A 26,214-nucleotide genomic window follows, 5' to 3' on the forward strand; every position below is an offset into this window, starting at 1 on the left:
AAGGGCCGTAATGGTCAGTTGCTGGCAACAAGTTCCACGGCAGCCAGGGAACAGGTTGCGTCATATGACGTAGGGGAAGGCTGGGCGAGATAGGCCAGCCGTTTTGCTTCCGTGCGGGCCAGATAGACCACGTCCAGGATCAGCCCGCAGGTAAACGACAGGGCTGACAGGATGATAAAACCTGTTGCCAGGAGTGCAGTGGGAAGACGTGGAACAAGCCCCGTATGAAGCCAGCCGATAATGACCGGCATGCCGGCCATAAGGGAAAGACATAACAGGACCACCGCGACAGTGGAAAAAAACACCAGAGGCCGTTCGAGCTTTATGAGGTTGAAGATCAGGGCCATGATCCTGAACCCGTCTTTCCATGTGTTTAGCTTGGATTGTGATCCTGTCGGCCGTTCGAAATAGCGTGTCCGGATTTCCCCGATCGGCATGCGGAGATCGAGGGCGTGAATGGAAAATTCCGTCTCGGTTTCAAACCCGCTTGAGAGAGCGGGAAAGGATTTGACGAAACGGCGTGAGAATACCCTGTAGCCGGACAGGATATCCGATATCCTTTTTCCGAATACGGATCTTACAAGCAGGGTAAAGATCTTGTTGCCCAGAACATGTCCGGGCCGGTAGGCCGTCGTGGCGGTACTGACGCGTGCGCCATTGACCATATCGAGGCCGTTGCTGGATGCCAGCGCAAGCATTTCCGGTGCTGCAGCGGCATCATAAGTCGCATCCCCATCCACCAGAATATAGAAATCAGCGTCAATATCCGCAAACATGCGACGGACGACATTTCCTTTGCCCGGCATGCTTTCCCGGCGCACGATGGCGCCGGCATCCAGTGCCCTTCGGACGGTATTATCGGTTGAATTGTTGTCATATACATAGACAACGGCATCCGGCAGATATTTCCTGAAATCGGATACAACCCGAAATACGGTTGTTTCTTCATTGTAGCAGGGGATAAGAACCACGACAGACAGGGTATTCTTATTTTTTCTTGAAATAAAATCCGTCATGACAATCCAGACATTAACAGGGAAATGCTTCAGTAAAGGAGCGTAAGGCCCACTATCGTGAAATAAACATGGTAAGATCAACTATGGACCTGATATAGCCGAACAGATTGATAAAAAAAATACCATGAATTTAATTCATGTTAAATTTTGATTACGCAAAGATAAAATAAAATAATAAACATATTAATTATATACCAAACGTAATTTCATAAGTTAAAAATTTTATTGTTGGATATATCAACGTGTGCAGTCTGGATATTTTACTATGTGGAAATATAAACCATTACGGTATGGAGCGCAGGTTTCGCCATGAAACTGTGTTTTTTGTGATGGATAATTCACACAGACCAGGTAAAAAATTGTGGGCAGAGGCATAGTGAACTGCTCTCACTGCAATATCGGTAACGCCGGGAACTCCATCGTAAGGTGAACTGAAGTCCCAATCCGGGGGATTGAAGGTGGAAAATCCCATAGGGGTCGGGATCTGTGCCAGCTCTGAATACAGCATGGCAAAACTATTGCCATGATAAAGGTCGTATCCACTATCCGGGACGGCAGGCGGTGTGTCTGCTACCACGAATGTCTTACATTCGGCGGGTTTATCTGGAACGCTGTCATAAAGCGCCTGCTCCCTGTTCAGGGAGAGACCCAGAACAGGAGAGAAATTCACCTGTTCACAGACAACAATGAGCAGAAGGACGGTTGTCAGCACATATTGTCTGCGTTGCAGAAGGAAATCGCAGGCAAGTGAAAGTGCAATACATAATGGGAGGGTTTCATACAGGAAAAACCGACTGACGACCCGCAATCCTTTTGCGCCAGGCACAAGATGGAAGACCAGTTGCCACAGTGAAAGTGGCCCGAGCTTGAAACAGAGCAGCAGGATGATAATATTCGTAACCGAAAATATCAGCCATATTGTTCTACTGTAACGTGCTGTTCCATATCGTGTGCCTGCCCAGGCACCCCAGAAAGCCAAGGCAAGGGTAACAGGCGGAAATCCGACCAGAAGTTCACTGAAATGATAAGGCGTGCGCAGTACAAGGTCTCTGCCCACTCCCCATTGCCCAAGCTGGTTGAGAACGGAAATGGCCAATATGACCCCTCCGTTCCAATGTCCTATGTGAAGTAAATCATAAGGATGTGGCAGATAGGCATAGGTTTCTTCCCATGAGTGCATGCCGGTTTCGCGGGCTTTGCTTAGGTATACGTAAAGGAACGGAACCATGAATATAATAAAAGAAGATAGTAGAATGAAATAATATGGGTACAACTTGATTTTTTCATTGAATGCAGATTTTATGTTTCCTCGAATGCATGAAATCGTGTAAATTGTCACCAAAAGTATGCAAATGGAAAACACAAAGAACCACAGGATATAATAACCTGTCATGAAACATGCAGCACATAATGCACTACAGCACAACGCATAGAGATAAGAACGTTTTCGATTTCCAGAAATATAATTTTCACGTGATATGTAGAAAAGAATGATCAATGCTGGCACGAAGTATATCATTAATATCTGGATATGATGAGCAGAATTTATCCATATATTATTTGATGTTAAAAATATAAATGAACCAAATATTGATGAAATAAATTGAAAACTAAATACGGTGCGACACATGATATAAAAAAGACAGAATCCGATAACATGAAGAAAAATACCGGTCACATCATTGGAAATGAATGGATTTTTTGTGAAAAATTGACTTATGCTATATAAAATACCAAATAAAAAGTACCCATCATTATATCCAAGAGTTTTCAGATATGGGAAAAAGTATTGGGTGGAACTCCATGTTTCACCATTGAAGAAAACATTTTTCCAATGGTGTAATATGGAAATTTCTATAACCGTATCGTAATCATCTCCAAACAGAACAGAGAACTGGTTTATGATTTGATACCGGTAGCAGATGACCAGTGACGTGAGTATGGCGACGACCAGAAAGGTTAGTTTCTGGAGTGCATGCCTCTGGATAAACCTACTCACGTTTCTCTCCATATTGATTTTTATCTTTCGATGTGCATCGCAAAATTACAGACTCTTGGCAATCAAATATCTGAATTGAGAGTAAAAGGATTTCTTGATTAATTTATTATATTTTCGATAAAATATTATACTATTTATTCATTATAAATAACAAAATAATGTTCTGGGTGGTGATATTTATTGCGGTTTCTGGCTGTATATTTTTTGGAAATCCATTGATTTTTGCACAGAATTCGTAATTGGAAGGTGAATATCATAGCAGGATGGATAAGTGACCAGAATGACGTGGAAGATGAAACGCTACTGACCTGATTGATGAAAAACAGAAGTGTAGAGCAGCACCTTTTGTCCTGATACACCGCCATAATCGGAAATGGACAGCTGTTTTTGTAAGATGATCAATACCCGCAGTATCCTGTTTGCTTAGGCGGTGGTTGGAAGATACTACTGGTTCATTCTGAGCGATGAGAGGCAACCGGCTACTGTGTCCGCAGTCTGATATATTGTTTCCGGTCCCAGATCAGTTATGAAACTGCAGGACGTGAAACTAACATGTCTGATGGTGCCAGTGACAGGTTGGGATCAGGGCATCCCACGCAAAAAACCCGAAGATCACTAATCATACGTGCCAGATTGTGCTTGATCTGTTCACTTTGCCCCTTGGCTTTTGCCGCGGATGCCAGATGTCTGCTTCTCTTGAGACGAGCAGGAACGCGATAACGAAAATAGTAATCAGATTGTTTTTGAATAAGCTCCCCTCTACTCCTCATACGAGGGCTCCGGTGGAGCAGGGTGTGTAGCAAATCCAGACCTGATTGCAGGAATCTATAAATTATAAATTAAATCAATGTGTTGCGTGGTGCGAGCTGCGGGACTCGAACCCGCACGCCCTGTTGCGGGCGCAAGATTTTAAGTCTCGTGCGTCTACCATTCCGCCAAGCTCGCATGTGCTGACCTGTTTAGCATATGCGTGACACAGGACAATCATCCGGCATGATTTTATTGAATTAAGTGAACATATCCCTTTCTGCGGATCGCAACGGTCTGCTGCTCCCTATAAAGGGCTGAAGCCTGTCATTCTGGCAGTGCACGACAAAAGTCATGCCAGCAGGTCACATTGCGCCTGTCCGGGATGCTATGGGCATCTGTTCTTTCCCGTATCTCTGCGTTACTTCGCAAAGACATCTGACGTTTTACATAAAACTGAAGTTAACAGGTTTGAGACCCTTTTCCCTGCCCCTGTCGCGGATAAAACAGACAGACGCAGGGCTGGGGGGCATGCCCTGCCGGCCACACGTTATATGGGCCAGCTGGCAGAAAGGTTTTACTGCTGGAAGGCGCGTGCCAGAATATTCTGTTTTTCCAGCGAGACAGGCAGGGTGGTGTTGGTCAGGGCAATACCCTGCCAGCCCGCGCCAAGTGCCGTATAAAGGTTGATGGCGTCCTGCAGGCGTTCCAGCCGTGCCATGGCCTCCGCATTCTGGGCGTTCAGGGTCGTGCGTTCGGTTGTCAGTACTTCCAGGAAGCCGACCAGACCGGCAGCATACAGCTTGCGTGCACGCTCGCTGGCCAATGCGCTGTCTTCCGCAGCCTTGGCCAGCAGTTCGGTGTGTTCTTCATCATCATGCCATGCGGCCATCGCGTCCTCGACTTCCTTGAAGCCGTTCAGGACGGACTGACGATAGGCCAGTCGGCTGGCTTCGGCCGCAGCCTGTGCCATGCGGATCTGGGAGGTATATTTGCCGCCATGCATCAGCGGCAGCGAGGCCATCATCAGGAACTGCCAGCTCATGCCCCCCATCTGGAACACCTGATACAGGGCCGATGCATTGGGGTTGAAGTTCAGCGGAATGGTGAAGTTCGGATAAAGCTGGGCGACGGCCACGCCAATGCGTGCCGTGGCTTCGGCATAGGTACGTTCGGCCTTGCGGATGTCAGGACGGTTGGCAATGACCATGGACGGCAGGGTAGACGGGAATTCCGGCACCGGCGGCAGCGGCCTGGCCACCTTCAGTTCCAGTTCCGATGTGCCGGGCATCTGCCCCATCAGCACGTCAATCGCATGCGTGATCTGGGAGATGTGGGTTTTCAGCGGCTCACGCGCCGCCGTCTGCGAATCCAGCTCCGCCTTGGCCTGTGCGATCTGCATGGTGTTACCCACGCCTTCCAGGTACAGGCGGTTGGTCAGGTCATAGGCATCCTGCGCCACATGGATGTTGTTGTTGGCGATTTCCAGCCGCAGCTGCTGGTCACGCAGCATCATGTAGTCACCGGCCAGTTCGGACAGCATCATGACCATGACGGCGCGACGGTCCTCGATCGATTCCTGCACCGCGCGGTTTTCAGCTTCCACGCTGCGGCGAATTCGACCGAACACATCAATCTGCCAGCTGGCACTGAAGCCATAGCCCAGATAGGCAGCCTGTGGCTGCTGGGTGGGGTTCGTACTCGGACGTAGCGGCCAGTTGTCGATATTGACCGAATACCGGACATTACCGGCAGATGCCTGCGTATCGACCTGCGGATACCACTGCGATGCCTGCACGTCGCGGATCGCGCGTTCGGCCATGATCCGCTGGCCCGCGACCTGCAGGTTGTAGTTCCCCGCGATCGCCTTATCCACCAGCTTGTCGAGTTCCGGATCCTTGAAGAGGTGCCACCACTCCTTCAGTTCCTTGTTGGTCTCCTCGATCTCTTCCTTGGTGGCGGCGTGGTCGTCCTCGGTAAACTTGGCCGGGGGTTTCATCCGGTCGGGCTGGTAGCGGGGGCCTACCGTGCAACCGGCCAGGAAAATGGCCGATGTCAGGAACAGGCCGGTCCGGCGGGTAACTGCGTTGATGTTCATGATCGTGCCCGGAGCCTTACAGGTGGTCTTGCAGCCATGTCGTCAGACGGCCGCGTTGGGTACGGGACTGGGGACCGACGCTGATCGTGGCGGTCATGCCGGCCGCCAGTGTCACGCTGTCAGGCACATGGTCCAGGTGGATACGGACCGGGATACGCTGCGCCAGTCGGACCCATGTGAAGATCGGGCTGACATCCTGCAGCCCCAGCCCGTCGGGCCTGCCATTCTGGTCGTTGATACCGCGGGCGATACTGACGACATGGCCGGGCAGGATGTCCTTGTAGCCCATCAGCTTGACACGTGCCTCGTCCCCCACGTGCACGCCCCACATCTTCGTTTCCTCGAAGTAGCCGTTGACCCAGTAGGAATCGGCATCGATCACGGCCAGTCGCGCATGACCTTCGGTGACATAGTCGCCCACCCGCAGGTTCAGGTTGGTGATGTTGCCGTTGACCGGGGAATACAGGATGGAGCGCTGCAGGTTCAGCTTGGCCAGATCCAGGGCCGCGCGCGCCGCGTCAACCGACGCGATCTGCGTTGCCACGTTCGAGTTGAAGACTTCCTGTTCTTCCGCCGATACGATGCCACCCAGTCCCATACGGCGGCGTGCGTCATTCTGCTTGAGCTTCAGGTCCTCCAGCGCGCCGTCCAGACGGGCCTGTGCCTCGCGGATGGCCAGGCGGAAACGTACGGGGTCAAGCACGAACAGGGGGTCGCCCCGGTGCACGAACTGGTTGTCGACCACGGGCAGCTGCACCACCGTTCCTGATACTTCCGGCGCCACGTCCACGACATAGACGCGAACACGTCCGTCACGTGTCCAGGGGGCGATCATGTAGGTGTCCCACAAGGTGACGCCCATGACGGCGGCCATTATCACGACAGCCAGAGTCAGGACCACACGGATCAGGGTGCGAAGGAGTGGCATGGGGATTTCTCGAACCTTCTTGGGACAGTCAGATGTACAGGATCATCAGGCAGAGGACGCAAGTGTATAGCGCAACCTCAAACAGGGCGAGATGCCAGAACCATTTCATTATGCCGCACCACCATAACAGTGATCGCAGCAGCATGGTGACGGGCAGCGCGGCGACGGCATAGACGACAATCGGTGCCATGAAGACACCGAAGAGGTTGAATTCGCTCAGCATCAGGCGGTTCTCATTCCGAACGGTCCCGTTGAAGGAGAAGCAGGCGCGGGCAGGCCATCCCTGTCCGCCGCTATCTGTAGCCGACCAGACGCATGGAAGAAACCGGCAAAGGGAACAAACCGCACGGATGTCGCATCCCCAGCCGGGGACGTCTGCCATGCGGCGTGCGGCATCGGGGAAGGGCGGGGGGAAAGAAGGATCATGCCTGTTCCCCGGCTGGCGTGCTGGCACGCTGGCACAGGTTGGCTTCGATCCGTTCAAAGACGGAATAGCATGCCTGCAGCTCCGGCGTGGAGATGCCCTGCAGCAGGCGGTTGGATACGGCTTCGACCGCATGGCGGACCTGACGGGCGGTGCGTTCGCCCTTTTCCGTCAGGCTGACCAGTTTGGACCGTTTGTCTTCGCTGTCGGGGGAACGGAACACCAGGTCGCGGCGTTCCAGTACATCAAGCAGGCGCGCAACGGACGGAGCTTCGATTTCGAGGGCGCGGACAAGGTCGGTCTGGCGCACTGGCGGGGGCAGCAGGCCAAGGTACAGCACCGGCCGCCATGTCGCTTCCGTCAGGCCGTATTCGTGCAGGTCACGATCGACCTGCCGACGCCACGCGGCGCCAAGCCGGGCGAGACGGCGACCGAACGACAGTTCCTTCTCGTTGCGCTCCAAATCGGACATTCTGTTCCGCCAGCATGGACATACAGTTATTAAGCATACAAACCATTTGCGTGCTTAGTATCTTCGTAAGCTGCACGTTTCCAGAAAACGACAATGTGAGCCAATGCAATTTCAGCATGGATACTATCTGGCAATGACGTAGATCATTGCCAGATAGTTCGGGCCGGCGGTCCGGGCGGGTTATTTCCCGCGGCCTGTCATGGCCCTGAACAGGTTCCACACCGCCCGGCCGGTATGGCGGGTCAGCGGACCTGCAACCGTGGTGGCCACGGCGGACAGGGCAACGGTCTGCCGCAGTTCGTTCAGGGCGTGTTCACGTGCGAATCGCACGCGGATCTCTTCCGGTGTCATATAGGAGCGCCGGCCCATGACCAGCCCCATGATGACCACCACAAGGTCTGCACCGAATACGGTGGCGGCCGAACCAAGGGCGCTGAAGCCCAGTGTCTGGTAACAGAAGGCCCACAGCAGCCCATGGCCCGAAATAACCGCAAAGAAGGCAAAGATGGCTGCCACAACCAGGAATGCGGCCTGACGACCAAGACGGATCGCCATCAGCTTGCGTAGGGTCAGTTCCCCTTCAATGATGGTTTTGCCGATTTCGCCTATTCTCATGATGCTCGCGTATCCTCTGGTTGCAGCAGGCTAGAAAGCCTTATTTCGTTGCGCGGCCAAGAAAATAGCCGATCACCGAGAAAATGGCGATAGCAACAAGCGAACGAGCGCGTGAACCGCTCTTCTTGGGTGCGTGTTCCGCAAGGTTTTCACGTGCCTGGCCCGCCAGCTGCTCGGCCTTGCTGGCAACATCGTGCAGGGCCTGTTTGCCGTGCGTGTGCAGCAGCTTTTCGATGTGACCCTTCAGGGCCTGCAGGTCTTCTTGCGTGACGTGCTTGATTGTTTCTGTCTTGCTCATGATCGTTTCCTTTGGGACGAATGAAGTCAATAACCCTCTGGTAAGGAGGCAACCATTGCTTATAACGCGTTATCTCCCCAGTCAGGTTTCTGTTATCGCATGTCTCCTTTCTCCATACGGCTGGTTGTCAACGCGCTCCGGGCCTTTTCCGGTGCGCCGGACCTGTCTTTTTCCGCAATGGCGGGTACGTGCCTGGCGGTTGTGAACGACCGGGCCGACTGCCTGCGGGTGCTGGCGGACATGCTGGCGGGTCACGCCCCCACCTTCGGGGGACAGGTCACGGTTGACGGTGTGGACGTGACTGCCGCGCCACCGGGGCAGCGGTCCTGCGCGCTGGTGGGCTGGCGTGACCCGCTGTTTGCCCACATGACGGTTCAGGCCAATCTGGCCTTTGCGCTGCGGGCGCGTGGCGAGGGGCCGCACGCCGTGGCGGCACGCGTGCGCGCGGCGCTTGCCCTGCTGGGGCTGGACGGGCTGGAACAGGCCCGCCCCGACACGCTTTCGCCCGAGCAGGCACTGCGTGTCATGATCGGGCGGGTGCTGGTGTTCGAACCGCCCGTGCTGGTGCTGGAGGACCCGTTCACGCCCCTGCCGCCTGCGGCCCGCGTGGCCATGCGGCGGCTGGTTGGTCGACTGGTGCGCGCGCGTGGCCTGTGCGTGCTGCTGCTGACGCGTGAGCGTGAGGACGCGCTGCTGCTTGGTGACATGATCGGCTACATGGACGGCATGGAGATCGTACAGCTTGGCACGGCGCTGGACCTGTTCGACCGTCCGGCGTGCGACCGGGTGGCCACCGGCTTTGGCCATGCCAACAGCCTGACGGTGCGGGTGGCCGGTGTCGAGGACGATGTGGCCGTGGCGCACCTGCCCGGTGGCCTGCCGGTCGAGGCCATGGCCGCCCCGGGGGTGGAGGCGGACCAGCTGGCCACGCTATGCATCCGGCCGGACCGGATCGCGGTCATGTTTCCCTCGCGGCCCGGCATGGTGGGGGGCGCCGATCCCGACGGGCCGCCCGTGCTGGAGGCGACCCTGACGGACATGCGCCAGATGGGCGATCACGTGCTGCTGCGATTCCGTCTGGCGAATGGGGAGGAACTGCTGGCGCGCCGTCCGCCCACCGCGGCCCTGCAGCGGGTGACGGCGGGGCAGGTGGCCATACTGGCCTGGCAGCCGGGGCAGGCAATTGCCTTTCCGTTCCGGGGTGAAATGGGGTAGCGTCCGGCATCCTTTGCCCATGCCTGAAAGGACTGTTTCCTGTCCGTGTTCCAGTTTGCGTTCCGTCCCCGTGTCCGTGCCGCCCTGTCCTGCCTGCTGGCGGCCGCGTCCGTCCCCGCCGTGCTGCCTGCCCCGGCGGGTGCGGCGGTTCCCGTGCGGCACAGGGCCGCGCTTGTGGTGGCCAGTACGGAGTCGCAGCTTGGACAGGCGCAGGATGCGGCCTTTCTGCAGCCGTTTGCGCGCAGCGCCCGGCAGCCGGTGGTGCGCAAGGCATGGAACGGGTCGCTGGTGGACCTTGACGCGCACGGCCTTCATGCGGGACGCGCGGGCACATGGTCGCTGGTCTTTGCCGAGGACAGCACCATACGCGCCGCCTGCGTGGGGGAACTGGTCATCCATCTGGCCGGTAGCGCCACCAACCCCGATGGGTGTGGCGTGCCGGGGCTGACCGCGCAGGTGGTGGTGGCATGGGACCAGACACGGCACAGGTCCGCGCCACGCTGGGCCGATTTCTGGGATATCGTACGCTTTCCCGGCAAGCGTGGCCTGCGTCGCGACCCGCGCACCACGCTGGAAATCGCGCTCATGGCCGATGGCGTGGCACCGGGCGATGTCTATAACCAGCTGGCTACCCCGCAGGGTGTGGACCGGGCCTTTCGCAAGCTGAGCCAGCTTCGCCCCTATATTACGTGGTGGTCCACCCCGACGGACGCCACCAGCATCCTCGAACGCGGGCAGGTGTTGATGAGCAGCGCACCCGACGATGCGGTGCACAACATTTCCGTGCGACACAGGAACACGATCGGCATCAATACCGACATGGCGCTGTCCTATGGCCTGTCATGGGGCGTGGTGGCGGGGCAGTCGGCCTTCCGGCTGGGGCAGGCGCGCAACCTGCTGCATTTTATTGTCCAGCCCGCGCAGCAGGCCGCGTTCCGTGTCCGCTATCCCGCCGCCACACCACCTGATACGACGCACCCGCCCGTGGCGCTGCCGGTGGATGTGCAGTTCTGGCAGGTACATTATCCCGCGCTGTCACAGCGCTTTGATACATGGTTGCGGGATGCGGGCTGATGCTGCCTGACCTTGGTATCCGACCGGCTGGTCTGCTGGGGGTGGACGGGGCCTGTATCGCGCTGGGGCTTGCGGTGGCGTGCGGGCTGGTGGTGGCGGTGCATGTCGTGCTGTACCGCGCGTGGCCGGCATGGTGCGTGCTGCTGCGGGGCATGATGCTGTCCCTTGTGCTGCCGGGGCTGGGTCTTGCGGTCTGGTGGCCGTGGCTTGCGCATGGCAGCAGCATGGCGGGATGTGTCATGCAGGGGCTGTGTCTCGCCCCCGCCGCGATGTGGCCGCTGCTGCGGGTGCTGGACCGGATTCCGCCGGGCCTGTCGCGTACGGCCAGCGGGCTCGGGGCGGATGCGAAAATGCGGCTCCGGCTGCTCTGGCTGCCGCTGCTGGGTCTGCCGGTGGCGGGGGTGGTGACATTTTCCCTCGGCATGATCGTGCTGTGCGCAATGGCAGCGGTGGGCGGCCAGTAAGGTTTTATGGATATGATACGGCAGGACCACGACCATGACAGATGATACCCCGCCATTCTGGGAAACGACGCCCCTTGACCAGATGTCTTCTGCGCAGTGGGAGTCGCTGTGTGACGGGTGCGGGCGGTGCTGCCTGCACAAACTGCGCGAGGACGAGACGGACGAAGTCCTGTTTACCGATGTCGCCTGCCGCCTGCTGGACACCACATCATGCCTGTGTACCGATTATGAACATCGGCAGCGCCGGGTGCAGGACTGTATCAGCCTGACGCCCGAAATGCTGGCGGATATCGACTGGCTGCCACCCACCTGCGGATACGTGCTGGTGCGTGACGGGGAACCGCTGCCATGGTGGCACCCGCTGGTGTCCGGCACCCGTGATACGGTGCATGAGGCAGGTGTGTCCGTAAGTGGCCGGGTAATCAGTGAACGCAGGGCGGGCATGCTGGAAGACCATGTGGTTGACTGGCCGGGCGAAGCCCCACGGGACGCATTCTGCCGCACGCGTCCGCCCCGCCGCTGATAAAAGTAGTAAAAGTTTCTGGGTGCCCCCTTTTTGGAAAAGGCGACGTTCTCTGAAGCTTCGTGAAAAAAGCTTCACCATAAACTTCCTTTATGAATTGAGCAGGGTGTTTCTTGGGTGGACTTCTGAAACAGTCTTTAACGGCAGGGATGCGGTGACAGCCGGAACGGAGGTCGTGCCGATTGCATCCGGGCGGGTCACGGTAGGCTGGCGGACATCGGTCCGGGCGCGGCGTATTTCCATGCGGATCGATCCGCGTAGCGGGCATGTCATCATCACCCTCCCGCGCGGGGCACGCAGGGCGGATGGGCTGGCGCTGCTGCGGGCGCATTCCGCATGGGTGGCGGCGGGGCTGTCGCGCCTGCCACCGCCTGTTGAACTGCACCATGGCGGCCATGTCGTGCTGGATGGGCAGCGTTATGAAATCCATCACTGTCCCGATGCGCGGCGTGGCGTATGGCTGGAAGAGGGACGGTTGCATGTCAGCGGGGCGGAGGAATTCATTCCCCGTCGTGTCAGTGCCTATCTGCGCGCGCAGGCACAGGCCCTCCTGCCCGCCCGCCTGCGCGCGCAGGCCGAAACCTGTGGCCTGAAACCGACGCAGGTCAGGCTGCGTGATACGAAAAGCCGGTGGGGCAGCTGTTCATCCGATGGGTCGATCATGCTGTGCTGGCGGCTGGTCATGGCCCCGCAGGAGGTGCAGCACTACATCATCGCCCACGAACTTGCGCATCTGCGGCACATGAATCATGGGCCGGATTTCTGGCTGCTGGTGGACCGGCTGACCCCCCACCGGCGTCAGGCCGAAAAATGGTTGCATGACAATGGTGCCAGCCTGCACCGGATCGCTCCGGCCTGATGGATCATAATGAACGTTTTTCGGAAGCTTTTTTCAAAAAGCTTCCGAAAAACGCTGCCTTTTTGAAAAAAGCAGCGTCCAGGAAACTGTTGCCTGTTTTTTGGGGAAATCCCTTACGCAGTGAACTGTTCGGTTATGATCCGCTCCGACAGGCTCTGCCCCGGATCGAACAGTACGGTGGTCTGCAGTTCCCGCGCTTCGCTGATTTCAACAGAAATCACATCGCGCACTTCGGTAAAGTCAGCCACGGCGGCCACGGGGCGTTTGTCGGTTTCCAGAATATCGAAACAGACCTGCGCGGTGGAAGGCAGCAGCGCGCCACGCCACCGGCGCGGACGGAACGCGCTGATGGGGGTCAGCGGCAGCAGGTTGGCCGATAGCGGCACGATTGGCCCGTGCGCGGACAGGTTGTAGGCGGTCGACCCCGCGGGCGTGGAAATCAGGACGCCATCGCATATCAGTTCGGGTAGCCGCACGCGCCCGTCCACTCCGATACGGATTTTCGCCGCTTGCCGTGTCTGGCGGAACAGGAACACGTCATTCAGCGCAAGGGCATGGATGCATCTGCCATCCATTGTCGTGGCTTTCATGCGTAGCGGGTGCAGGATGGCGGTCTGGGCCGTGGCAAGGCGGGTGGGCAGGTCATCAGGCACGGCGGGGTTCATCAGGAATCCCACCGTCCCGCAGTTGATGCCATAGACCGGTAGCGGGCGGCCCAGCGTCGTATGCAGCATTTCCAGCATGAAGCCATCGCCGCCAAGGCAGATCAGCGCGTCTGCCTCATCAGGCGGGCACTGCCCGTACTGTTCCACCAGTCGCTCCAGCCATTGCTGCGCGCTTTCGTTGGGGGCGGCGGCAAAGCTCAGCTTCGTGGGAAGGTACCCATCGGTCCAGCCGGGGTACGACATGTCATTCATGGGGTATGGATGGACAGGCGGTGATGCGCCATAACCGGCATGCGTTCACGGATGCTGTCGGTTACCGTGTGGTCAAGGCGCGCCGTGCTCCACCCCGGGCCGTCCGAAACCTGGGCTACGACGGTGCCCCACGGGTCGATGATCATGGAATGGCCGTACGTGCGGCGCTTCTGGCCGTTTTCATCTGTATGGGTGCCGGTGGTGCCGCAGGCGACCATCCAGCACTGCGTTTCGATCGCGCGCGCGCGCAGCAGCGTTTCCCAATGGGCCAGCCCCGTTTCCACCGTAAAGGCGGCAGGCACCAGCAGTACGTTCGCCCCTCGCGCCCGCAGTGCATGGAACAGGGCGGGGAAGCGGATATCGTAGCAGATGGCCAGCCCCGCCGTCAGGTCCGGCGAAAGCGGGGCGGTCACGATGTCGGAACCGGGTTCGTACGTATCGCTTTCACGGTACCCCTCGCCACCGGGGGTGGTGACGTCAAACAGGTGGATCTTGCGATAGCGCGCGCGCTCGCGCCCCTTTGCGTCAAACAGCAGGGAGGTGTTGAACAGCCTGTCGCCATGTCGTTCCCCTATGGACCCGCCATGGACGATCACGCCATGATCGCGTGCGATATCCGACAGGAACCGGTACAGCCGCCCCGCTTCCCCCGCGCCATCGGGGGCGGGCAGGGTTTCGGCCGCCGCGAACTTCATGTCCCGTGTTCCGCCAAGGCAGCTCCACATTTCGGGCAGCATGACGAGGTCGGGCTTGTCCGCGCTGATGGCGGCGGTGATCAGGGCGCGGGCATGCTTGATATTTTCGGGCGCGGATGCGCCGGGCGCCATCTGGATGACAGTGGTGCGCATCAGGACAGGTACTCCGTGGGCATTGCGCCCCGACCATAGGACAGGCAGGCCTGCAGCCGCAACCGGTATGGCCGGATCGTGCGCCCTGTTAAAAGCCGTGGCGGCACGATAGGATGCAGCCGGACTTCATATTGAAAAATCAATGGCGCATTCCTCATCTTCCCGAACTGTCATCTTCGCGGCCCTTGGCGGCAACCTGCTGGTGGCGGCAACCAAGTTTGCCGCAGCCTTCATGACCGGCAGCGCCTCCATGCTGAGCGAGGCCATCCATTCCCTGATCGATACCGGCAATCAGGGGCTGCTGCTGGTTGGCATGCGCCGCGCGACGCGTCCCGCCACTGCCATGCACCCGTTCGGTTTCGGGCTGGAACTGTATTTCTGGACCTTTGTGGTGGCGCTGCTGATTTTCGGTCTGGGGGCGGGCGTATCCCTGTATGAAGGGATCATCCACATCATCCATCCGCAGCCCGTGGCGCACGTTCTGGTCAATTACGTCGTGCTGATGGCCAGTATCGTGTTTGAAGGCTCGGTCTGGCTGATGGCGCTGCGGGCGTTCCGCAAGGAAGGCAAGGGGCGCCGTGGCTGGGTCGAGGCCGTGCAGATGAGCAAGGACCCTACCGTCTTTACCGTCCTGTTCGAGGATACGGCGGCACTCAGCGGCCTTGGCGTGGCGCTGCTGGGCAATATTCTTGCCGAATGGCTGGACATGCCGGTGCTCGATGGCGTGGCCTCCATCATCATCGCATGCATCCTTGCGGTGACGGCTACCTTTCTTGCGCGTGAATCCCAGTCCCTGCTGACGGGTGAAGGGGTGGCGCCGGAGGTGCTGGCGGCATTGCGGCGTATGGCGCTGGCGGCCAGCGGGGTGGAACGGCTGAATGAAATCCGTTCCCTGCATTTCGGCCCGCGTGACGTGCTGGTGGTGATCAGCCTCGATTTCCGCAACGACATGACGGCGGGACAGGTGGAAGTCGTGGTCAGCGCGCTGGAACGCCAGATCAAGCAGGCCTATCCCGAAGTGACACGTGTCTTTATCGAGGCACAGGACAGCCGCACCCAGCCCCCGGGCACGGCCGACAGCGGCAGCATGCCTACGCCGTGACGAATTCGTCCGCCCGGTATCCTTGCGCGAACAGCAGGGTGCGCAGGGTGGTTTCATTAACCTGACTGGTGATTTCGCGCCGCACGGCGGGCTTGGCATGGAAGGCGATGCCCGCACCGGCCACGCGCAGCATGGCAAGATCGTTCGCGCCATCGCCCGTCGCCATGGCATCACGCATGTCCATGCCACCTTCCGCCACCAGACGGCGCAGGTGCGCAAGCTTGGCGTCCGGCCCGAGGATGGGCTGCCCCACCGTGCCCGTCAGCTGGCCATCCGTATCCAGCAGGGTGTTGGCATGGTTTTCATCAAAACCGCACAGCGCCGCCACCCTGCTGGTAAAGAACGTGAACCCGCCCGATACCAGCGCCGTGCGTGCGCCATTCGCCCGCATGGTGCGCACCAGTTCCACCGCGCCGGGATTGAGTTTCACGTCCTGCCACGCACGTTCCAGCAGGCTGACGGGCAGGCCGCGCAGCAGGGCGACACGTTCGCGCAATGCAGATTCGAATTCGATTTCCCCGTTCATGGACCGCCGTGTGATGTCGGCAATCTTTTCCCCGATCCCCGCATGGGCTGCGATGTCATCCAGTGTTTCGCAGCTGACGATGGTACTGTCCATGTCGGCCACCAGCAGGCGCTTGCGGCGGTTGTCACGTGGCGTTACCAGCACGTCCAGCCCGCGTCCGGCAAACACGGCCCGCACGGCCCCGATGTCTGGCTGCACCCATGTCGCGGGGGCATTGCAGGCGATTTCGACCGCTTCCCCTTCCGACAGGGTGACGGGAACATCACCGCGCACCAGATCACGCGCGGCATGGATGTCAACCTGCGTGAGGGATGTGGCGCCACGGTTGGCCACCAGTACAAGGGTATGGGAGAAGGAAGAGGAATCAGCCATGGGGTCCGGGTATATGACAGGTGTGAGACAATGACACGCCCCCCGTCCGGGCGGGCGCGCGTGGCGGTGATCGTGGCGGGTCCGACCTGTTCGGGCAAGTCCGCACTTGCGCTGGCGCTTGCGCGGCAGGTGAATGGCACCATCATCAATACCGATTCGATGCAGGTCTATCGCGACCTGCGTATCCTGACAGCCCGCCCCGACGCCACCGAGGAAGCCTGCGTGCCCCATGCGCTGTACGGCGTGTTGCCCGCGGCCGAGCCCGGCAGTGTCGCATGGTGGCGCACGCAGGCCATTGCTGCGGCCCATGACGCATGGGACGCGGGCAGGGTGCCGGTCTTCTGTGGTGGCACGGGCATGTATTTCCGCGCGCTGACCGACGGGCTGGCCGATATTCCCCAGCCGCCTGACGCGATCCGCGCACAGGCGCGCGACATGGTCGATCGCCTTGGGCCAGAGGCCGTGCATGACATGCTGCGCCAGCGTGATCCCGAAACCGCCGCCACCCTGCGCCCGACCGACGGGCAGCGCATCGCGCGCGCATGGGAAGTGCGTGAGGCCACCGGCCATGGGCTGGTCTGGTGGCGGCGTGAAGCCGTGCTGCCGCCGCTTGGTGCGCATTTTGTCGCCATACGCCTGCATCCGCCACGCGATGCGCTGCGGGCCGCCATCGCCCGCAGGTTCCATGCCATGCTGGACCATGGCGCCGTGGCGGAGGTCGCCCGCCTGCTGGCGCAGGACCTGCCCCCCACCCTGCCGGCCATGCGCGCACACGGCGTGCCGGAACTGGCTGCCGTGCTGCGGGGTGACATGGACATGGCGGCAGCAGCGGCGCAGGCGATCCGTCTGACCGGGCAGTATACGAAACGGCAGGCGACATGGTTTGCCCATCACGCGCTGGCGGCGGAGGTGGACACATTTTTATATGAAAAACGGTTTGAAAAATGCGATGTCGCGCAACAAATGGAAAGATCGAGTAATAAAATCATTTCTTTTGTTATTAAGCGCATTGACGCGGGCCAAGGCTTTCCGTAAACCCGGCCCCGGGATTTCGCCTCATGCGGCTGGCCGGATTGTTCCGGCGGCTTCGGGCGAAGGAGCAGGAACATGAACGCAGCATCGCACCAGACAGACCTGAAGCCTCACGCCGCCGGCACGGATACGACCGTCCTCAGCGGTGCGGAAGTGCTTCTGCGCGTATTGGTCGAACAGGGGGTCGAGGTTATTTTCGGCTATCCCGGTGGCGCGGTCCTGCCCATTTATGATGCGCTGTTCCGCCAGAACGCGATTCGCCACGTGCTGGTCCGCCATGAACAGGCCGCCGTTCACGCAGCCGAAGCCTATGCCCGGTCCACCGGCAGGGTGGGCGTGGTGCTGGTCACCAGTGGCCCCGGTGCCACCAACACCGTGACCGGCCTGCTGGACGCCATGCTGGATTCGATTCCGGTTGTGTGTTTCTCCGGTCAGGTGGGCGTGCCGCTGATCGGGACCGACGCATTCCAGGAGGCCGATACTACCGGCATCACCCGTCCGGCCACGAAGTACAATTATCTTGTCCGTCGGCCCGAGGACGTGGCCCCGTGCGTGCATGAGGCCTTTCATATCGCGCGCAGCGGCCGTCCCGGCCCGGTGCTGGTTGACCTGCCCAAGAATCTGATGGTCGGCCCCGCCCCCTACAGTGACGCGCCGCGCGTGCCGCATCCGTCCTATCACCCGCAGACCGAGCCGGGACGCGACGTGATCGCCCGCGCCGTGGCTGCCATGAAGGGCGCGCGCCGCCCGCTGTTCTATACCGGCGGCGGCATCATCAATGCCGGGCCTGAAGCCTCCACGGCACTGCGTCGGCTGGTGGAAAAGACGGGTTTTCCCTGCACGTCCACGCTCATGGGGCTGGGGGCGATGCCCGCGGGCGATCGCCGCTTCCTGGGCATGCTGGGCATGCATGGTACGTACGAAGCCAACATGGCCACCCATGGCTGTGACGTGCTGATCGCGCTGGGGTCGCGCTTTGACGACCGGGTGACCGGGCGGCTGGATGCGTTTTCCCCCGGGTCATTCAAGATCCATGCGGATATCGACCCCAGCCAGATCAACAAGATCGTGCCGGTCGATGTCGGCATCGTGGGGGATGCGCGACGTGTGATCGAGATGATGCTGGAGGAATGGGACTGCACCCCCGCCAATACCCGCCAGCCGATCGATGTCGCGCAGTGGTGGCACCAGATCAGTGAATGGCGGAAGATCGACAGCCTCGGCTTTTCGCAGGACATGGCGCCTGACGCGATCATCCGCCCGCAATACGCCATCCGTCGCCTGCATGAACTGGCGACCGCCACGGGGCGTGATACCTATGTCTCAACCGAGGTGGGGCAGCACCAGATGTGGGCGGCCCAGCATTTCGGCTTCAGCAAGCCCAATCGCTGGCTGACCTCGGGCGGGCTTGGCACCATGGGTTATGGCCTGCCGGCCGCCGTTGGCGCGCAGGTGGCGCACCCCGATGCGCTGGTGATCGACATCGCGGGGGAAGCGTCGACGCTCATGAACATTCAGGAACTGTCCACCATCGCGCAGTACCGCCTGCCGGTTAAGGTGTTCATCCTGAACAACCAGTACATGGGCATGGTGCGGCAGTGGCAGGAACTGCTGCATGATTCGCGCTATTCCGAAAGCTATAGCGCGGCGCTGCCCGATTTCGTGAAGCTTGCGGAAAGTTTCCATGGACGCGGCCTGCGGGCGACATGCGTGGGCGAACTGGATGGCGTGATTGCCGACATGCTGGCCCATCCGGGTCCGGTCGTGGCTGATATCTGCGTGGCGCAGGATGAAAACTGCTACCCCATGATCCCGTCGGGGGCGGCGCATAACCAGATGCTGCTGGGCCCCGATCAGGACGACGAGATCAGTGCAGAAGGCCGCATGCTGGTCTGATCGCCCGTCCGCCCCGGTGGCGTTCCCGCCGCCGGGTGCCTTTCCGTCCTTCCTGCCGGTATGCAGCCTGCGTGCCGGCGTCTTCAGCAGTCAGGAAACACCATCATGACCACGCAGCAGGAGAGCCCGGTCTCCGCGGTCATTTCCATTCAGGTCGAAAACGAAAGTGGCGCGCTGGCGCGTGTCATCGGCCTGTTTTCCGGTCGTGGGTACAATATCGAAAGCCTGACCGTGGCCGCGGTTGATGAAACCCGCCGCCAGTCGCGCATCAATATCGTCACGACCGCGACCCCGCGCGTGCTGGAACAGATCCGCGCGCAGGTGGAACGCCTGGTGCCGGTGTACCGGGTATCGGTCATGACGGCGGCGGACCCCCACGTCGCGCGTGAAATGGCGCTGGTCAAGGTGATCGCCAGTGGCGAACGCCGTGCCGATGCCCTGCGCATTGCACAGGCTTTCCGCGCCCATCCCGTTGATGCCTCGGCCACTTCGTTCGTCTTTGAACTGACGGGTGCGACCGACAAGCTCGATGCCTTTATCGACCTCATGCGTCCCCTTGGCCTGGCCGAGGTGTCGCGCACGGGTGTCGCCGCCATCGCCCGTGGCGCGGCAATCCTGTAAGGGTCGCGTTTTTACCTGATCGATTCGTCTATCATTCCCAAGGAGCAAGACCATGCGCGTCTATTATGATCGCGATGCCGATGTGAACCTGATCAAAAGCAAGAAGGTGGCCATCATCGGTTACGGCAGCCAGGGCCATGCCCATGCCAACAACCTCAAGGACTCGGGTGTGACCGACATCGTTGTCGGCCTGCGTCCCGAATCCAAGGCCGTCGCCAAGGCCGAAGCCGCGGGCTTCAAGGTGATGACCCCCGCCGACGCCGCCAAGTGGGCTGACGTGGTGATGGTGCTGACCCCTGATGAAGGCCAGGGCGCGCTGTACAAGGAATCGCTGGAAAAGAACCTGAAGCAGGGTGCCGCCCTTGCCTTCGCCCATGGTCTGGCAATCCACTTCCGCATCATCGAAGCCCGTCCCGACCTGGACGTGTTCCTGATCGCGCCGAAGGGCCCGGGTCACACCGTGCGGTCCGAATACCAGAAGGGTGGCGGCGTGCCGTCGCTGGTGGCCGTGGCCCAGAACGCTTCGGGCAATGCGCTGGAAATCGCGCTGTCCTATGCATCCGCCAACGGTGGTGGCCGCGCGGGCATCATCGAGACGACCTTCAAGGAAGAAGTCGAAACCGACCTGTTCGGTGAGCAGGCCGTGCTGTGCGGTGGCCTGGTCGAGCTGATCCGCGCCGGGTTCGAGACGCTGGTCGAGGCGGGTTATGCGCCGGAAATGGCTTACTTCGAGTGCCTGCACGAAATGAAGCTGATCGTGGACCTGATCTACGAAGGCGGCATTGCGAACATGAACTACTCCATCTCCAATACGGCGGAGTATGGTGAATACGTGTCCGGCCCGCGGGTGATCACGCCGGAAACCAAGGTCGAGATGAAGAAGATCCTGACCGACATCCAGGACGGCACCTTCGTGCGTAACTTCATCCTGGAAAACCAGTCGGGCAATATCGGCTTCAAGGCCACCCGTGCCCGCAACAACGAGCACCAGATCGAGAAGGTAGGCGAAAAGCTGCGCGCCATGATGTCGTGGATCGGCAAGAACAAGCTGGTCGACAAGGCCCGCAACTGATTTCATGACCGGGATCGGGGGTGGCATGCCATTCCCTGTTTCCAGACGCCAGCCGGGATTACCCGGCTGGCGTTTTTTTTATGTCGGCTTTTCCTGTCGTTGCCTGCATTTGCCGTGACATGTCCCTTGCCCCGGTGTCACCATGCGCGCCGGATACGAACAGCAGGAGCACCGTACCGTGACGGATTACGTGATTCCCCCCTACACCCTTCCCGTTGTACCAGTGGAGGGGAGTGCGGGTGTCTTTCCCGTCCGGCGGATATGGTGCGTGGGGCAGAATTACGCTGCCCACGCACGCGAAATGGGCAGCAATCCCGAACGGTCCGAACCTTTCTTCTTTTCCAAACCGGGTGATGCGGTGGTGCCGGGTGGTGGCCTGCTGACATTTCCCGTCAGTACGTCCGACCTGCACCATGAAGTGGAAATGGTGGCCGCGATCGGGCGCGAGGGAGAGGACATCCCGGCGGAAAAGGCGCTGTCGCATGTGTACGGTTATGCCGTGGGCCTGGACATGACCCGGCGTGACCTGCAGGCGGCCGCCAAGAAGGCGGGGCGCCCATGGTCGCTGGCCAAGGGGTTTGACCAGTCCTGTCCCATTTCATCCATTGTTCCCGTATCGGTTTGCGGTCACCCCGAAGGCGGCGCCATTACGTTGAGCGTGAATGGCGAATCCCGGCAGAAGGGCGATCTGGTGGAAATGATCTGGTCCGTGGCCGAGATCATTTCCTGCCTCAGCCGTTTTGTGGCGCTTGCGCCTGGTGACCTGATCATGACCGGCACGCCTTCGGGCGTGGGGCCGGTCCGGCGCGGGGACGTGCTGCATGCGACCTGCGCCAGGGTGGGGGAACTGAACGTGACCTATACCGCCTGAATACCCGCGGCGCGTGTTGTTGTGCCATGCGCCAGTTGTTGGGAGACTGTTTGAAAACAGATGGTTTTTGGGTGCTGCCTTTTTTAGAAAGGCGGTATTCCGTGAAGCTTTTTGGAAAAAACTTCACCCGAAACGTCTTTCTGGTTTGCAGGCAGGCTTTTCAGACAGTCTCAGGATCTCTTCACGCAGAAGGATTGAACAGACATGCAATACCGTCAGCTTGGCCGTTCGGGCCTGCGGATTTCCGCCTTTACGCTGGGAACCATGACCTTTGGCGGCAAGGGTGATTTTGCCAAGACGGGTGACACTGACCTTTCCGGTGCGCGTCGCCAGATCGACCTGTGCATTGATGCCGGGATCAACATGTTCGACACGGCTGACATCTATTCCACCGGCGTGTCGGAAGAAATCCTTGGCGCGGCCCTCAAGGGCCGCAGCGACGACATCATGGTCACTACCAAGGCCCGTTTCCGCATGGGCACGGGCGCGAATGACGCGGGCCTGTCACGCTATCATCTGGTCAGCGCGTGCGAGGCCAGCCTGAAGCGGCTGGGCCGCGATCATATCGACCTGTATTACCTGCATGAATGGGATGGGCAGACGCCGCTGGATGAAACGCTGGAGGCGCTTGATACCCTGACCCGCGCGGGCAAGATCCGGTATGCGGGGGTATCCAACTTCTCGGCGTGGCATATCATGAAGGCGCTGGGCACGGCCGAACGCAACCGCCTGATCGCGCCGGTAGCGCAGCAGATCTATTATTCCCTGCAGGCGCGCGAGGCGGAATACGAACTCCTGCCCGTGGCGGTGGATCAGGGCATTGGCGTGCAGGTATGGAGCCCCATGGCCGGTGGGCTGCTGTCGGGAAAATACCGGCGTGGCAAACCCCAGCCGGAGGGCACGCGACAGATCGAGAAATGGGGCGAACCCCCTGTTTACGATATCGAGAAACTGTATGACGTGGTGGAGGTGCTGGTCAGCATTGCCGAATCACGCGGTATCTCGGCAGCACAGGTGGCGTTGGCATGGGTGGCGCAGCGCCCGGCGGTGACATCCATCGTGATCGGCGCGCGGACCGAGGCGCAGCTGATCGACAACCTGAAGGCGGCGGACCTGACCCTGACGGCAGAAGAAGTCAGCCGTCTGGATGACGCCAGCGCGCCGCCGCTGATCTACCCGTTCTGGCATCAGGCCAGCACCGCGTCGGACCGTCTGTCGGCGGCCGACCTTCTGCTGCTTGGTCCCGCCATTGCCAGAAAAGGCAAATAGGCCAGCTGTTTGTGTCCCTGCCCGGACCGGGTGGGGACCATGCCGGTTTCATGCCGCCGCACCGTCTGGGTGAATGGCCGTTACGTTGATAAGACACGGCACCCTTGACCTGGATCAAGGTTGCAGACCCGCTGGCGATGATCAGCTACCTTCTATGGAAATCCGGGTTGCCCGGTGCGGTATGACAGGAAACAGGGGAAGGAAATCCACACCCGATATCTTGTAATAACATCCAGTTGATCCCATCTGGAATCCAGCGCCATGCCGTTGCCTGTTGAGGGACGGCGCAAAGGCACAACCTGTTATGTCGCCTGATTGAAAGGGACGAGGGAATAGATGAACATCGAGAAGTTTACAGAACGGTCGCGCGGCTTCCTGCAGGCGGCACAGACCATTGCCATGCGGGATTACAACCAGCAGCTGACGCCGGAGCACCTGCTCAAGGCCCTGCTGGATGACGATCAGGGGGCGGCCGCCGCCCTGATCCGCGCAGCCGGTGGGCAGGTTCCCGCCATTACGGCGGCGAATGAGGCCGCCCTTGCCAAACTGCCGAAGGTGCAGGGCAGCGGCGCGGGCCAGCCAAGTGCCACCAGCGAACTGGTGCGCGTGCTGGATGCGGCCGAACAGGCTGCGCAGAAGGCGGGCGATGAATATGTGGCACAGGATCGCCTGCTGGCCGCCATCGCCGCATCCGAGACACCGGCCGGTCAGGCCCTGCGTGCAGGCGGGGCGACGCCACAGGCACTGGACAAGGCCATCGCCACCATCCGCAAGGGACGCACCGTGGATAGCGAAAACGCAGAAGCCAATTTTGATGCGCTGAAGAAATATGCCCGCGACGTGACCGAAATCGCGCTGCAGGGCAAGCTGGACCCCGTGATTGGCCGTGACGAGGAAATCCGCCGCGCCATTCAGGTCCTTGCACGACGCAGCAAGAACAACCCCGTCCTGATCGGTGAGCCGGGCGTCGGCAAGACCGCCATTGTCGAAGGGCTGGCGCAGCGTATCGTCAACGGTGACGTGCCCGAGGCGCTAAAGAACAAGAAGCTGCTTTCGCTCGACATGGGCGCGCTGGTTGCCGGTGCGAAGTTCCGTGGTGAGTTCGAGGAACGCCTGAAGGCCGTCCTGAAGGAAATCGAATCGGCTGAAGGCCAGATCATCCTGTTCATCGATGAAATGCATACCCTTGTGGGTGCGGGGCGCAGCGATGGCGCGATGGATGCCTCCAACCTGATCAAGCCCGAACTGGCCCGTGGCGTGCTGCACTGCATCGGCGCGACGACGCTGGACGAATACCGCAAGTATATCGAAAAGGACGCAGCTCTCGCCCGCCGGTTCCAGCCGGTCTATGTGGGTGAGCCGACGGTGGCCGACACGATTTCCATCCTGCGTGGGATCAAGGAGAAATACGAACTCCATCACGGTATCCGTATTTCCGATAATGCGCTGGTCGCCGCGGCAACGCTGTCCAACCGCTACATCACCGACCGCTTCCTGCCCGACAAGGCCATTGACCTTGTGGATGAGGCTGCAAGTCGCCTGCGCATGCAGATCGACAGCAAGCCCGAGGAACTCGATGAACTCGACCGTCGCCTGATCCAGCTCAAGATCGAACGTGAAGCCATCCGCAAGGAAGACGATCCGGCCAGCAAGGAACGTCTGGTCAAGCTGGAAGCGGAACTGTCGGAACTGCAGGAAAAGTCCGATGCGCTGACCGCCGCCTGGCATGCCGAAAAGGATCGCGTCAACGCGGTGCAGAAGCTGCAGGAGGAAATGGATCAGGTCCGTTCGGATATCGAGATCGCCCAGCGCAAGGGTGATCTGGCCCGTGCATCGGAACTGATGTACAGCCGCCTGCCGCAGCTTCAGGCCCAGATTGCCAAGGCGCAGGAAGAAGCTGACCAGATCAGCAAGGGCGACGGCATGGTCAGTGATACCGTGACCGATCAGGGTATCGCCGCCGTCGTCTCGCGCTGGACCGGTGTGCCGGTGGATCGCATGCTGGAAGGTGAGCGCGCCAAGCTGCTGCGCATGGAAGACGAACTGCGCAAGAGCGTGGTGGGGCAGGAACCGGCGCTTAAGGCGGTATCGAACGCGGTGCGCCGTGCCCGTGCCGGCCTGCAGGATCCCAACCGTCCCATCGGTTCGTTCCTGTTCCTTGGCCCGACGGGCGTGGGCAAGACGGAACTGTGTAAGGCGCTGGCCCGCTTCCTGTTTGATGATGAAAAGGCCCTGCTGCGTGTCGACATGAGCGAGTTCATGGAGAAGCATGCGGTTGCCCGTCTGGTCGGCGCCCCTCCCGGTTATGTCGGGTATGAGGAAGGCGGCGTGCTGACTGAAGCCGTCCGTCGCAGGCCCTATCAGGTCATCCTGTTTGATGAGGTCGAGAAGGCGCATGAAGACGTCTTCAACATTCTGCTGCAGGTGCTTGATGATGGCCGCCTGACGGATGGACAGGGGCGCACGGTTGATTTCCGTAACACCCTGATCGTGCTGACCAGCAACCTTGGCTCTGAAGTGCTGGCCCACCTGCCGGATGGGGAATCGGTCGAAAGCGTGCGGCCCGAAGTCATGCAGGTCGTGCGGAACCACTTCCGACCGGAGTTCCTTAACCGTCTGGATGAGATCATCCTGTTCTCCCGCCTGCAGAAGGCGGATATGGGCAAGATCGTGGAAATCCAGATCGGTCGCCTGCGCAAGCTGCTGGCCGAGCGCAATATCCAGCTTCGTCTGGACAAGGGCGGCGAGGAATGGCTGGCGAATGAAGGGTACGACCCTGTCTATGGTGCCCGTCCGCTCAAGCGTGTGATCCAGCGTGCGTTGCAGAACCCGCTGGCGGGGCTGCTGCTGGAAGGGACCATCCATGATGGTGAGACCGTCACCGTTGATGCGAAGGATGATCACCTGACCATCAATGGGAACGAGATGGATGCCGACTGACTCTGGCGATCGGCAC

At 59.9% G+C, this 26,214-nt stretch carries 24 protein-coding genes and 1 tRNA gene; 13 read left to right on the top strand and 12 right to left on the bottom strand.

The genetic code is table 11. The features are described 5' to 3' along the window. Positions 1 to 14: 14 nt before the first annotated feature. From HNO79_RS03495 to HNO79_RS03535, 9 genes are all read right to left on the bottom strand, one after another. Positions 15 to 1,016 (bottom strand): glycosyltransferase family 2 protein, encoded by a 1,002-nt coding sequence (locus HNO79_RS03495; RefSeq protein WP_214165798.1) that lies wholly within the window; start codon positions 1,014 to 1,016, stop codon positions 15 to 17. A gap of 283 nt (positions 1,017 to 1,299) precedes the next feature. Continuing rightward, complete coding sequence (locus HNO79_RS03500) at positions 1,300 to 3,015, bottom strand: hypothetical protein (RefSeq protein ID WP_214165799.1); 1,716 nt, start codon at positions 3,013 to 3,015, stop codon at positions 1,300 to 1,302. Between the two features lie 857 nt (positions 3,016 to 3,872). After that, positions 3,873 to 3,960 (bottom strand) — tRNA-Leu (locus HNO79_RS03505). Between the two features lie 379 nt (positions 3,961 to 4,339). After that, positions 4,340 to 5,860, bottom strand: coding sequence for an efflux transporter outer membrane subunit (locus tag HNO79_RS03510; RefSeq protein WP_048856848.1), 1,521 nt, complete (start codon positions 5,858 to 5,860; stop codon positions 4,340 to 4,342). A gap of 16 nt (positions 5,861 to 5,876) precedes the next feature. Next, complete coding sequence (locus HNO79_RS03515; protein ID WP_039732570.1) at positions 5,877 to 6,788, bottom strand: HlyD family efflux transporter periplasmic adaptor subunit; 912 nt, start codon at positions 6,786 to 6,788, stop codon at positions 5,877 to 5,879. Positions 6,789 to 6,816: 28 nt separating this feature from the next. Next, positions 6,817 to 7,011 carry a DUF1656 domain-containing protein gene (locus HNO79_RS03520; protein ID WP_010510087.1) on the bottom strand — a complete coding sequence of 65 codons (195 nt, stop codon included), beginning with the start codon at positions 7,009 to 7,011 and terminating at the stop codon, positions 6,817 to 6,819. A gap of 199 nt (positions 7,012 to 7,210) precedes the next feature. Beyond that, a complete protein-coding gene (locus tag HNO79_RS03525) occupies positions 7,211 to 7,684 on the bottom strand; it encodes a MarR family winged helix-turn-helix transcriptional regulator (protein WP_200410170.1) in 474 nt (157 codons plus the stop codon). A gap of 180 nt (positions 7,685 to 7,864) precedes the next feature. Next, positions 7,865 to 8,299 carry a hypothetical protein gene (locus HNO79_RS03530; RefSeq protein WP_010515681.1) on the bottom strand — a complete coding sequence of 145 codons (435 nt, stop codon included), beginning with the start codon at positions 8,297 to 8,299 and terminating at the stop codon, positions 7,865 to 7,867. A gap of 40 nt (positions 8,300 to 8,339) precedes the next feature. Continuing rightward, positions 8,340 to 8,597 (bottom strand): hypothetical protein, encoded by a 258-nt coding sequence (locus tag HNO79_RS03535; protein ID WP_010515682.1) that lies wholly within the window; start codon positions 8,595 to 8,597, stop codon positions 8,340 to 8,342. Between the two features lie 99 nt (positions 8,598 to 8,696). Here HNO79_RS03535 and HNO79_RS03540 point away from each other — a divergent pair, with 99 nt between their 5' ends. The 5 genes from HNO79_RS03540 (at position 8,697) to HNO79_RS03560 (ending at position 12,732) form a co-directional block, all read left to right on the top strand. Next, on the top strand, positions 8,697 to 9,812 hold the full coding sequence (locus HNO79_RS03540; RefSeq protein WP_214165800.1) for an ABC transporter ATP-binding protein: 1,116 nt from the start codon (positions 8,697 to 8,699) through the stop codon (positions 9,810 to 9,812). Between the two features lie 45 nt (positions 9,813 to 9,857). Continuing rightward, complete coding sequence (locus HNO79_RS03545) at positions 9,858 to 10,886, top strand: extracellular solute-binding protein (RefSeq protein ID WP_214165801.1); 1,029 nt, start codon at positions 9,858 to 9,860, stop codon at positions 10,884 to 10,886. Then, positions 10,886 to 11,350: a hypothetical protein gene (locus tag HNO79_RS03550; RefSeq protein ID WP_010515685.1), complete on the top strand. Its 465-nt coding sequence runs from the start codon at positions 10,886 to 10,888 to the stop codon at positions 11,348 to 11,350. The genes HNO79_RS03545 and HNO79_RS03550 overlap by 1 nt, the downstream gene beginning before the upstream one ends. 34 nt (positions 11,351 to 11,384) lie before the next feature. After that, entirely contained in the window at positions 11,385 to 11,873 is a 489-nt protein-coding gene (locus HNO79_RS03555; RefSeq protein ID WP_010515686.1) for a YcgN family cysteine cluster protein, read from the top strand. Positions 11,874 to 12,027: 154 nt separating this feature from the next. Then, on the top strand, positions 12,028 to 12,732 hold the full coding sequence (locus HNO79_RS03560) for a M48 family metallopeptidase (RefSeq protein ID WP_214165802.1): 705 nt from the start codon (positions 12,028 to 12,030) through the stop codon (positions 12,730 to 12,732). Between the two features lie 113 nt (positions 12,733 to 12,845). Here HNO79_RS03560 and HNO79_RS03565 read toward each other — a convergent pair whose 3' ends face one another. Both HNO79_RS03565 and HNO79_RS03570 read right to left on the bottom strand, forming a co-directional pair. Beyond that, a complete protein-coding gene (locus HNO79_RS03565) occupies positions 12,846 to 13,649 on the bottom strand; it encodes an NAD kinase (RefSeq protein WP_048856843.1) in 804 nt (267 codons plus the stop codon). Beyond that, a complete protein-coding gene (locus tag HNO79_RS03570; protein WP_214165803.1) occupies positions 13,646 to 14,497 on the bottom strand; it encodes a carbon-nitrogen hydrolase family protein in 852 nt (283 codons plus the stop codon). Before HNO79_RS03570 ends, HNO79_RS03565 begins: the two co-directional genes overlap by 4 nt. Before the next feature lie 142 nt (positions 14,498 to 14,639). Here HNO79_RS03570 and HNO79_RS03575 point away from each other — a divergent pair, with 142 nt between their 5' ends. Further along, on the top strand, positions 14,640 to 15,599 hold the full coding sequence (locus tag HNO79_RS03575; protein ID WP_010515691.1) for a cation diffusion facilitator family transporter: 960 nt from the start codon (positions 14,640 to 14,642) through the stop codon (positions 15,597 to 15,599). Here the strand turns inward: HNO79_RS03575 and serB are convergent. Beyond that, complete coding sequence (gene serB, locus HNO79_RS03580) at positions 15,589 to 16,497, bottom strand: phosphoserine phosphatase SerB (protein WP_200410166.1); 909 nt, start codon at positions 16,495 to 16,497, stop codon at positions 15,589 to 15,591. The genes HNO79_RS03575 and serB overlap by 11 nt on opposite strands. Before the next feature lie 30 nt (positions 16,498 to 16,527). Here serB and miaA point away from each other — a divergent pair, with 30 nt between their 5' ends. From miaA to clpB, 7 genes are all read left to right on the top strand, one after another. Further along, positions 16,528 to 17,532, top strand: a complete 1,005-nt coding sequence (gene miaA, locus HNO79_RS03585; RefSeq protein WP_010515693.1) for a tRNA (adenosine(37)-N6)-dimethylallyltransferase MiaA — start codon at positions 16,528 to 16,530, stop codon at positions 17,530 to 17,532. A gap of 72 nt (positions 17,533 to 17,604) precedes the next feature. Then, complete coding sequence (gene ilvB, locus HNO79_RS03590; RefSeq protein WP_048856838.1) at positions 17,605 to 19,425, top strand: biosynthetic-type acetolactate synthase large subunit; 1,821 nt, start codon at positions 17,605 to 17,607, stop codon at positions 19,423 to 19,425. Between the two features lie 105 nt (positions 19,426 to 19,530). Further along, positions 19,531 to 20,046, top strand: a complete 516-nt coding sequence (gene ilvN / locus HNO79_RS03595; RefSeq protein WP_048856837.1) for an acetolactate synthase small subunit — start codon at positions 19,531 to 19,533, stop codon at positions 20,044 to 20,046. 52 nt (positions 20,047 to 20,098) lie between these two features. Continuing rightward, a complete protein-coding gene (ilvC, locus tag HNO79_RS03600; protein WP_010515698.1) occupies positions 20,099 to 21,118 on the top strand; it encodes a ketol-acid reductoisomerase in 1,020 nt (339 codons plus the stop codon). Positions 21,119 to 21,260: 142 nt separating this feature from the next. After that, positions 21,261 to 21,989 (top strand): fumarylacetoacetate hydrolase family protein, encoded by a 729-nt coding sequence (locus HNO79_RS03605; RefSeq protein ID WP_214165804.1) that lies wholly within the window; start codon positions 21,261 to 21,263, stop codon positions 21,987 to 21,989. Positions 21,990 to 22,193: 204 nt separating this feature from the next. After that, positions 22,194 to 23,258: an aldo/keto reductase gene (locus HNO79_RS03610; protein ID WP_010515700.1), complete on the top strand. Its 1,065-nt coding sequence runs from the start codon at positions 22,194 to 22,196 to the stop codon at positions 23,256 to 23,258. A gap of 336 nt (positions 23,259 to 23,594) precedes the next feature. Then, positions 23,595 to 26,198 (top strand): ATP-dependent chaperone ClpB, encoded by a 2,604-nt coding sequence (gene clpB / locus HNO79_RS03615; RefSeq protein ID WP_048856834.1) that lies wholly within the window; start codon positions 23,595 to 23,597, stop codon positions 26,196 to 26,198. Positions 26,199 to 26,214 lie beyond the last annotated feature (16 nt).

The organism is Komagataeibacter oboediens, from assembly GCF_018491655.1.
Lineage (GTDB): Bacteria > Pseudomonadota > Alphaproteobacteria > Acetobacterales > Acetobacteraceae > Komagataeibacter > Komagataeibacter oboediens.

Excerpts from the sequence above, each read along its gene's own strand:
- clpB (WP_048856834.1), top strand. The coding sequence starts at position 23,595 with ATGAACATCGAGAAGTTTACAGAACGGTCGCGCGGCTTCCTGCAGGCG.
- HNO79_RS03570 (WP_214165803.1), bottom strand. The coding sequence starts at position 14,497 with ATGCGCACCACTGTCATCCAGATGGCGCCCGGCGCATCCGCGCCCGAA.
- serB (WP_200410166.1), bottom strand. The coding sequence starts at position 16,497 with ATGGCTGATTCCTCTTCCTTCTCCCATACCCTTGTACTGGTGGCCAAC.
- HNO79_RS03535 (WP_010515682.1), bottom strand. The coding sequence starts at position 8,597 with ATGAGCAAGACAGAAACAATCAAGCACGTCACGCAAGAAGACCTGCAG.
- miaA (WP_010515693.1), top strand. The coding sequence starts at position 16,528 with ATGACACGCCCCCCGTCCGGGCGGGCGCGCGTGGCGGTGATCGTGGCG.
- HNO79_RS03550 (WP_010515685.1), top strand. The coding sequence starts at position 10,886 with ATGCTGCCTGACCTTGGTATCCGACCGGCTGGTCTGCTGGGGGTGGAC.
- HNO79_RS03540 (WP_214165800.1), top strand. The coding sequence starts at position 8,697 with ATGTCTCCTTTCTCCATACGGCTGGTTGTCAACGCGCTCCGGGCCTTT.
- ilvC (WP_010515698.1), top strand. The coding sequence starts at position 20,099 with ATGCGCGTCTATTATGATCGCGATGCCGATGTGAACCTGATCAAAAGC.
- HNO79_RS03530 (WP_010515681.1), bottom strand. The coding sequence starts at position 8,299 with ATGAGAATAGGCGAAATCGGCAAAACCATCATTGAAGGGGAACTGACC.
- HNO79_RS03575 (WP_010515691.1), top strand. The coding sequence starts at position 14,640 with ATGGCGCATTCCTCATCTTCCCGAACTGTCATCTTCGCGGCCCTTGGC.
- ilvB (WP_048856838.1), top strand. The coding sequence starts at position 17,605 with ATGAACGCAGCATCGCACCAGACAGACCTGAAGCCTCACGCCGCCGGC.
- HNO79_RS03515 (WP_039732570.1), bottom strand. The coding sequence starts at position 6,788 with ATGCCACTCCTTCGCACCCTGATCCGTGTGGTCCTGACTCTGGCTGTC.
- HNO79_RS03495 (WP_214165798.1), bottom strand. The coding sequence starts at position 1,016 with ATGACGGATTTTATTTCAAGAAAAAATAAGAATACCCTGTCTGTCGTG.
- HNO79_RS03565 (WP_048856843.1), bottom strand. The coding sequence starts at position 13,649 with ATGAATGACATGTCGTACCCCGGCTGGACCGATGGGTACCTTCCCACG.
- HNO79_RS03605 (WP_214165804.1), top strand. The coding sequence starts at position 21,261 with ATGCGCGCCGGATACGAACAGCAGGAGCACCGTACCGTGACGGATTAC.
- ilvN (WP_048856837.1), top strand. The coding sequence starts at position 19,531 with ATGACCACGCAGCAGGAGAGCCCGGTCTCCGCGGTCATTTCCATTCAG.
- HNO79_RS03510 (WP_048856848.1), bottom strand. The coding sequence starts at position 5,860 with ATGAACATCAACGCAGTTACCCGCCGGACCGGCCTGTTCCTGACATCG.
- HNO79_RS03525 (WP_200410170.1), bottom strand. The coding sequence starts at position 7,684 with ATGTCCGATTTGGAGCGCAACGAGAAGGAACTGTCGTTCGGTCGCCGT.
- HNO79_RS03555 (WP_010515686.1), top strand. The coding sequence starts at position 11,385 with ATGACAGATGATACCCCGCCATTCTGGGAAACGACGCCCCTTGACCAG.
- HNO79_RS03520 (WP_010510087.1), bottom strand. The coding sequence starts at position 7,011 with ATGCTGAGCGAATTCAACCTCTTCGGTGTCTTCATGGCACCGATTGTC.
- HNO79_RS03610 (WP_010515700.1), top strand. The coding sequence starts at position 22,194 with ATGCAATACCGTCAGCTTGGCCGTTCGGGCCTGCGGATTTCCGCCTTT.